Source organism: Bacillus sp. BF2-3 (assembly GCF_008368795.1).
GTDB classification, from domain to species: domain Bacteria; phylum Bacillota; class Bacilli; order Bacillales; family Bacillaceae_G; genus Bacillus_A; species Bacillus_A cereus.
In genome coordinates, this window is sequence record NZ_QOSA01000066.1 from 1 (window position 1) to 1,047 (window position 1,047).

The window sequence follows — 1,047 nt, forward strand, 5'->3', positions numbered from 1 at the left end:
ACATATCCGAAACTCACCATTGGGTATGCATAACTTAAATCAACCTTTCTCAGCACAATCATCCATAATAATGCACTTAAACCGTAAAAAGCTAGTCCGAAAAAGTTCGGTACGTTAATGAAATTCATAATACCTACAGCCGCTGAACTTTGTGATTTCATTGCGCCAAACTTTAATAAAATTTGCCCTACAACTCCCATACCAACTGATAAAATAATCATCAAAAATTGTTGCATCTCTATACTCCTTAACTGTTTTATTCCAAATAAAAAACGTTTAAGACTCTCCTCTTAAACGTTTTAGTAAACCCGAATAGAGTAATTAAAAGTTCAATAGTATAATAATAACTGTTATCGCATATAACAACACTGTTATTAAAATATGCTGATCCTCTAATAAAACTTTATCTGGTTCTCCACCCTTATCTTCCATGTGAACTAAATATAAATAACGAAAGATCCCGTAAATTACAAATGGGATTGTCCACATTAAATAGATACTTTTCCCTGCATTAAAAGTAAAGATAGCATAAGTTACAATAGTTGCCGATGTAACAATTGTACTTAATTGGTCTAACAAAGCAGGAGAATAACTTTCTAATACTTTTCTATGAGAACCTTTATTATTCTGTAACAATACTAATTCATGTCTTCTTTTATTAATGGCCAAGAATAGTGACAGTAATAATGTACACAATAAAAACCACGGTGTAAATGGCACTTGAATAACTAATCCACCGGCCAATGCTCGTAAAACAAATCCAGATGCAATAATTAAAATATCAATGATTACAACATGCTTTAAACGAATTGAATACGCTACATTTAAAATAAAATAGGCTGCTAATACTAAGCACAATAACGGATTTAGTATATATGAAACTACTAAAGACGCTACTAAAATAACACAACCTGCCGTAATAGCAAAGTACGGATTTAATGCCCCCGATGCCATCGGTCGATATCGCTTAACAGGGTGCTGTCGATCTGCCTCAATATCCATAAAATCATTTAAAATATAGACACAGCCAGATATTGCACAAAATAG

At 32.5% G+C, this 1,047-nt stretch carries 2 protein-coding genes; both read right to left on the reverse strand.

The features are described 5' to 3' along the window. Positions 1-236: DMT family transporter (locus DN401_RS29380; RefSeq protein ID WP_071741417.1), on the reverse strand; the 236-nt coding region annotated here is incomplete at its 3' end. 85 nt (positions 237-321) lie between these two features. Beyond that, positions 322-1,047, reverse strand: a 726-nt coding sequence (locus tag DN401_RS29385; protein ID WP_149288124.1) for a decaprenyl-phosphate phosphoribosyltransferase, incomplete at its 5' end; no start/stop codon positions are given.